This is a genomic window from Pseudarthrobacter sp. AL07 (assembly GCF_029960665.1).
Classification (GTDB): domain Bacteria; phylum Actinomycetota; class Actinomycetes; order Actinomycetales; family Micrococcaceae; genus Arthrobacter.
In genome coordinates this window covers 22,694-29,276 of the sequence record NZ_JASBRB010000033.1, presented here as the reverse complement: position 1 = coordinate 29,276, position 6,583 = coordinate 22,694, and the positions used below count along the sequence as shown (strand labels likewise).

Here is a 6,583-nt window from a genome sequence, read left to right as displayed (position 1 = left end):
CCGCCGGCGGCATCGCCACCCCGGCCGACGCCGCGATGATGATGCAGCTCGGCGCGGACGGCGTGTTCGTCGGTTCCGGTATCTTCAAGTCCGGCAACCCGGCCCAGCGCGCCGCTGCCGTGGTCAAGGCCACCACATTCTTTGACGACCCCGACGTCATCGCCAAGGCCTCCCGCGGCCTCGGCGAAGCCATGGTCGGCATCAACGTCGACGACATCCCGCAACCGCACCGCCTCGCCCAGCGCGGCTGGTAGGACTCTTCGCCGCCGAGCGTCAAGGAGAACCATGACAGCAAACGCGGAAAAGATGGACAGAATAAGCGCCGGGAACAGCCCGAGGTTAAGGAGGAAACCTGTTCCGGTGAACCGGACAGCCACAACTGTCCCTAATGCATCGGCCGAAACGGAGAAGGAACCGTCCGCAAAAGGTTCCTTACCGTGGCCCCCGGTAAAGGCACCGGTCACCCCTGCCCAACCGCCGTCACGACCCAAAAGTCCAATCATTACCGCAGAAGACCGATCACAGTCTCGATGAGGAGTAAAACACCATGCAGCAACTCGCGCACCGGCTCGAACGTCTGGGCACCGAAACCGCCTTCAGCGTCGCCCAAGCCGCGGCCGGATGGAAGGCGAAGGGGAACCCTGTGTACCCCTTCCATCTCGGCGACATTAACATCCCAACGGCCCCGCATATCGTCGAAGCAATGAACCGGGCCATCGCCGACGGCTATACCGGTTATTGCCCCGGACCTGGCATCCCCCAGTTGCGCGAAGCCCTCGCCGAGGACATCGGAGCCCGCCGGGGTATCGAGTTCACCCCGGACAACGTCGTTGTGATGACCGGCGGCAAGCCCGTTATCACCAAGTTCCTGCAGGCGGTCATGAACCCCGGCCAGGAAGTGCTCTATCCCAACCCCGGCTTCCCAATCTACGAATCACAGATCGAGTACCTCGGCGGCACGGCCGTGCCATACCGTTACCTGCCCACGAGCCAGGGCTTCGCGATCGACCTCGACCAGGTGCGCGCATCGATCACCCCGAACACTGTCGCAATCATCTACAACGACCTGCAGAACCCCATCTCGGCCGAGTCGACGGCGGCCGAGCGGGAGGCAATCGCACAGCTCGCGCAGGAGCACGACCTCTGGGTACTCTCCGATGAGGCGTACTTCGAAACGCGCTATGAGGGTGTCTCGAACTCGATCGCGTCGCTTCCCGGCATGGCGGAGCGCACAGTAATCCTCTACACCTTCAGCAAGAAGTTCGCCATGACCGGATCCCGCCTCGGCTGCGCCGTCGCCCCGATCGAGATCGCCAAAATCCTCGGCACACTCAACACCAACGACGAGTCGTGCACCACGCACTACGTGCAATGGGCCGGCATCGAAGCACTCCGCGGCACCCAGGAACCCGTACAGCAGATGCTCGACATCCTGCGCGGGCGCCGGGATGCCGCATGCGAACTCGTGAACGACATCTCCGGCATGCACGTCGCCGTGCCGCAGTCGACCTTCTACCTGTTCCCCGACGTCACCGAGGTCATGGAGCGCATGGGGTACACGGCAGTCGGCGATTTCGCCTCAGCAGCCCTGTACGAAACCGGTGTCTCCTTCTGCACACGTGAACACTTCGGCCGCCGCCAGCCCGGCGAAGACCGGCAGTACATCCGCCTCGCCTACTCGGGGATCGACGTCGCCGATATCCACGACGGCCTCGGCCGCCTGCGCAAGTGGATCGAGACGGCATGAGCCGGGTCGTCGTCACGGGACGTGTACCCGAAACCGCGCTCGAGAAGCTGCGTGCAGAACACGAAGTCGATGCCTGGGCGGGTCCGGAAGCGATTGGCCGCGAGGAGCTCCTGCGCCGGGTAACCGGGGCCGATGCCGTGGTGAGCCTGCTCACCGAACGCATCGACGCCGAGCTGCTCGACGCCGCCGGCCCGCAGCTCAAGATCGTCGCGAACGTCGCCGTCGGCTATGACAACATCGACGTGCCCGCTTGCACCGAGCGGGGCGTCGTCGCCACCAACACACCCGGCGTGCTCACGGAGGCCACGGCCGACATCGCGCTCGGCCTCATCCTCTCAGCAACCCGCAGGCTCGGCGAAGGCGAACGGCTCATCCGCTCCGGCAAAGACTGGAAGTGGGGCATGTCCTTCCTGCTCGGCAGCAGCCTGCAAGGCAAGACCCTCGGCATCGTCGGCATGGGCGGCATCGGCCAGGCGACCGCACGCCGGGCCAAGGCCTTCGGAATGGAAATCGTCTACCAGTCACGAAGTGAGATCGACCCCGCGCTTGCCGACGAGCTGGGCGCCCAGCGGGTCGAGCTCGATGAGTTGCTGGCCATATCCGACATCGTCTCCTTGCACTGCCCCTACGGACCGGCCACCCACCACCTGATCGGCGCCGGGCAACTCGCAGCCATGAAGGACACGGCATACCTCATCAACACCGCGCGGGGACCGATCATCGACGAAGCAGCCCTCGCTTCTGCCCTTCGCGAGGGGCAGATCGCCGGCGCCGGGCTCGACGTTTTTGAAAACGAACCCAACGTGCACCCCGGATTAGTCGAGCTCGAGAACGTGGTGCTCGTGCCGCACCTTGGCTCCGCCACCGTCGAGACCCGAACCGCGATGGCGATGCTCGCCGCCGACAACACCCTGGCAGTGCTCAGCGGCGAACGACCGCCCACCCCGATCAATTAAAAGCACCTGGCGTCCACCGAGCGAGGCGACAACATGAACGAGTACGAGCCCCGTCGCGAAGGCATGGGGCTCGTACTCGTTCATGTTCTTCACGAGCGAAGGAATTGCCGGGCGAGTTTCAGGGACCAATTGCGTGATTCTCTCCCCTAACGAGCGACCAAATGAAACGCCGATAACCGGACTCATGTCAAGCTGACAGTATGATAGGACATGAGAAGGGCTTAGTTAAGGTTAGCATTCCCCGCCCTGGCGGGTCCATGCAGGCTGTGTGGGAGGAGCAACTTCGAGATGACAACCTAACGCCGACAGCAGCAGTCACCTGTCGCCGTCGGCGTTTTCCGCGTTCCCTCGTTGACGTCAGTCCGTCACAGCGGGCGGACACCCGAAGCGAGCAGGCGTTCTACCTCCGTCACCTCCGGATAGGCTGCCTGCGTTCCCTTGCGGGTGGTGGCCAGCGCGGCGGCAATCGAGGCGAAGGCGGCGGCGTCAGCCAGCGGCGCGCCTGCCGCCAGTCGGGCTGCCACCGCACCCGTGAAGGCGTCGCCCGCGCCGGTGGTATCCACGGCCTTGACCTTGATAGGCGCCACCCGGACCAGCTGTTGCCCGGAAGGCGCCAGCGAATCGAGCACCATAGAACCGTGGGCCCCCAGCGTGACCAGGACACGGTGGAGTCCCCGTTCGGCAAAGTGCCGCCTGACCGCTTCCCAGTCGCTGGCATCCGCGTCGTGACCGGGGATCGCGGCGGAGCCAAGGAACAGCGACGCCTCGTGGGCGTTCACCAGCAGGATGTCAGTCAGGTCCGCCAGCTGCTGCGGGATCTCCGCGTAAGGCGAGAGGTTCAGCAGAACTGTGGCGCCGGCGTCGCGCCCTGCCCGGGCAGCGGACTCCACCGTGTCAAGGCGGACCTCAAGGCAGAGACAGACCACCGCGGCGCCGTCGAACGTTTCCGCCGCGCCGGCCACGTCCGCTGGCGAGAGGGTGCCGTTGGCGCCGGCGGAGATGATGATGTTGTTCTCGCCGTTGGAATCCACGGCGATGACGGCGACGCCCGTGGCCTCAGTTGCCGAGGTCCGCACGCCGGACACGTCAACCCCGGCGCCGGCGGCCGATGACAGGAGCATGTCGCCATTGGCGTCCACCCCGACGGCACCCACAAGGCTGACGTTTCCGCCCAGGAGGCTGGCGGCGACGGCCTGGTTGGCGCTCTTGCCGCCCGGGTTCACGGCGAATCCGTTGCCGTGCACCGTTTCACCGGGGAACGGCAGCCGCTCGCAGTAGATCGTCAGGTCCGCGTTCAGGGAACCGACGACGACGATCCTGGTTTGGGAGCCGGCTGTTGCGGAACTCATTCGGCTACCTCAGCCTCGAGGGGCTTGGGGATGAGGAGCGACGCGGCAAACGCCGCGACGGTAATGACCAGGCCGGTGACCACAACAGTCATGTATGACGCCGCGGCATCGCCGATGGCCGAGGTGGCCACCAGCACGGCAGGAAGCACCAGGAAGCTCAGGCCGGCCCCCAGGTTAAAGGCGCCCGCGTTCATGCCGGGCAGGAAGCCGGGGTTTCCGGCGGGTGAGAGGACAACTCCGAGTCCGTTCAGCATGATGTTGACCGTACCGGCGTACATGATGCCCAGCAAGACGGTTCCGGCGATCATCATGGGCAGGCTGCTGAGGCCGAAGAACGCGATGATGGCCAGGGCGGCAATGCTGCCGAGCATGCCGATGCGCAGGACCTTGGTGTAGCCGAGAATGGGCGCGAGCCTGCCGCTGATGGGACCCACCAGCCAGCCGAGCAAGGCGTACGGGGTGAGGATGATGAGCGACATTTCGGTGGGGCCGATGCCGAACCCCGGGTCAGCGGCCTGCACATACGCTGGCACGATTCCGTTGATGACGGCGAAAATACCGGTCATGGTCAGCGTGGTGGTCAGCAGCGGCGCCCAGGTGGCGCGCTGGCGCAGGTGAACGGTTTCCACCATGGGCTGTTTGGCCCGCTTTTCCACGGTCCAGAAGCAGAAGAACGCGACGGCGGCAACCACCACGAGCCCGATGGACAGCAGGAGGGTGCCGGGGGCGAGGGCGCCCACCAGCTTGGAGCCCTCGTTGAGGGCGGTGAGCAACGCACCCACGGCGACGACGATGAAGAACACGCCCAGCCAATCCATGGAGGTGCCGGCGGCGGGCTTGCTTTCGCCGGCGAGGAAGGCGATCAGGGCGGTGGCGACGACGGCCAGGACCACCATGAGCCAGAAGATGCTGCGGAACCCGAAGTGCTCGGCGAAGTAGCCGCCCACAAACGAGTCCACGCCGGCCACGCCGCCGTTGACCGCGGTGATGAGGCCCATAAGCGTCCCGTATTTGCGCGGGTTGCTGACTGCGGAGCGCAGCATGATCAGGCACAACGGCACGGTGGGGCCACTGACGCCCTGGATGATGCGGCCCACAAAGAGCCAGGTGACGTCCGGGGCCATGGCCGCAATGACGGATCCGACGGCCATCAGGAGCATCATGCCGATCAGGATCTTCTTGCGGCCGATGATGTCGCTCAGGCGGGGCAGGAAGAGGGAGAACAGGGCGGCTGCGGTGAAGAACCAGGTCTGGGAGAGGCCGATCACGGCCTGATCGGTGTTCAGTTCCTTGCCCATGGTGACCAGTGCAGGGCTGAGCATGGAGGCGTTGAGCTGGAAGGCGACGCACGCGGCCAGCAGGGCGACCATCAGGGCGGTGACGTTGCCCCGGCTGGTCTTTGCCTCGGTGAAGGTGGCACTCATCTACTTGCCTCCCGTGGCTGCTGCACGGCCGGCAGCTTCAAGAACGGCCGGTTCGCCGATGCGCTCCAGGGCATCTGTGACGAGATCCCAGAAACGGGCGTGGTCCAGGTCAACGGCCACGGACGTGGTGCAGTCGTCCGGCGCGGGGGCCCGGAAGTCGGCCACGGTCATGCCAAGGGTCAGCGTGCCCTGGAGCTCGATGTCCACCGGAACCTTGCGGGTGGTGACGATGCTGGGATCGATCACGTAGGCCACGGCGCACGGATCGTGGACGGGCGGGAAGTCAAAGCCCTGGGCGTCCTTATAGGTCTGGGTGAAGAACTCCATCAGTTCCATCACGAACTTGGCGGGTCCGGTGCCCACGGCAGCGATCTTCTCGACGACGTCCGGGGTGGCGAGGGCCTGGTGAGTGAGGTCCAGGCCCACCATCACCACGGGCCACTTTTCGTTGAAGACGATGTGGGCGGCCTCGGGGTCGATGATGATGTTGAATTCGGCCACGGCGCTCCAGTTGCCCACGTGGTAGCCGCCGCCCATCAGGACAACTTCCTTGACGCGTTCCACAATGCGCGGTTCCTTGCGGGCTGCCAGCGCGATGTTGGTGAGGCCGCCGGTGGGGACCAGTGTGACCGTTCCGGGTTCGTGGGCCATGACAGTGTCAATGATGAGGTCGACGGCGTGGCGCGGGTCCAGTTCGATGGTGGACTCGGGCTGTGCGGGGCCGTCCATGCCCGTTTCGCCGTGGATGGACGGCGCGGTTTCGATGGTGCGGACCAGGGGCCGGCCGCAGCCGGCGGCAAACGGAACCCCGGTGATACCGGCGATGGTCCCGACGGCGAGCGCGTTCCGGGTGACCTTTTCGAGCGTCTGGTTGCCCACGACGGTGGTGACTGCCAGCAGTTCAATGTCAGGGTTGCCGTGCGCGAGCAGGATGGCCACGGCGTCGTCATGCCCGGGGTCACAGTCAAGAATGACCTTCTTGCGGGCGGGTTTTATCGGTTTGGGTTCCACGTTAAATCTCCACGTCATTGGGGCCTGCCGAGGCAGTGGCCGAAAGTATTCAGTGTGATCATGGCATCTCCCCAGGACGTGCGTCAAGCGCTTAAC

At 65.2% G+C, this 6,583-nt stretch carries 5 protein-coding genes and 1 pseudogene; 3 read left to right on the top strand and 3 right to left on the bottom strand.

Annotated features, from left to right (window positions below):
• The 3 genes and pseudogenes from QK290_RS16890 to QK290_RS16880 all read left to right on the top strand — a co-directional run.
• Positions 1 to 254, top strand: a pseudogene (locus tag QK290_RS16890) (pyridoxal 5'-phosphate synthase lyase subunit PdxS); the annotation flags it as partial.
• Positions 255 to 547: 293 nt separating this feature from the next.
• Positions 548 to 1,747, top strand: a complete 1,200-nt coding sequence (locus tag QK290_RS16885; RefSeq protein WP_282331794.1) for an aminotransferase class I/II-fold pyridoxal phosphate-dependent enzyme — start codon at positions 548 to 550, stop codon at positions 1,745 to 1,747.
• Entirely contained in the window at positions 1,744 to 2,703 is a 960-nt protein-coding gene (locus QK290_RS16880; RefSeq protein ID WP_282331793.1) for a D-glycerate dehydrogenase, read from the top strand. The genes QK290_RS16885 and QK290_RS16880 overlap by 4 nt, the downstream gene beginning before the upstream one ends.
• A gap of 365 nt (positions 2,704 to 3,068) precedes the next feature.
• On the opposite strand, the gene QK290_RS16875 is transcribed toward QK290_RS16880, so the two are convergent.
• Genes QK290_RS16875 through QK290_RS16865 form a run of 3 tightly spaced genes read right to left on the bottom strand, consistent with a single transcriptional unit; the run spans position 3,069 to position 6,505 of the window.
• Positions 3,069 to 4,052 (bottom strand): ribokinase, encoded by a 984-nt coding sequence (locus QK290_RS16875; protein ID WP_282331792.1) that lies wholly within the window; start codon positions 4,050 to 4,052, stop codon positions 3,069 to 3,071.
• The gene (locus QK290_RS16870; protein ID WP_282331791.1) at positions 4,049 to 5,476 is read right to left on the bottom strand and encodes an MFS transporter; all 1,428 of its coding nucleotides are present in this window, start codon (positions 5,474 to 5,476) and stop codon (positions 4,049 to 4,051) included. The genes QK290_RS16875 and QK290_RS16870 overlap by 4 nt, the downstream gene beginning before the upstream one ends.
• Positions 5,477 to 6,505: a nucleoside hydrolase gene (locus tag QK290_RS16865; RefSeq protein ID WP_282331790.1), complete on the bottom strand. Its 1,029-nt coding sequence runs from the start codon at positions 6,503 to 6,505 to the stop codon at positions 5,477 to 5,479.
• Positions 6,506 to 6,583: the final 78 nt, after the last annotated feature.

Coding starts and splice junctions, on each gene's coding strand:
- QK290_RS16880 (WP_282331793.1), top strand. CDS start 1,744: ATGAGCCGGGTCGTCGTCACGGGACGTGTACCCGAAACCGCGCTCGAG.
- QK290_RS16885 (WP_282331794.1), top strand. CDS start 548: ATGCAGCAACTCGCGCACCGGCTCGAACGTCTGGGCACCGAAACCGCC.
- QK290_RS16865 (WP_282331790.1), bottom strand. CDS start 6,505: ATGACGTGGAGATTTAACGTGGAACCCAAACCGATAAAACCCGCCCGC.
- QK290_RS16875 (WP_282331792.1), bottom strand. CDS start 4,052: ATGAGTTCCGCAACAGCCGGCTCCCAAACCAGGATCGTCGTCGTCGGT.
- QK290_RS16870 (WP_282331791.1), bottom strand. CDS start 5,476: ATGAGTGCCACCTTCACCGAGGCAAAGACCAGCCGGGGCAACGTCACC.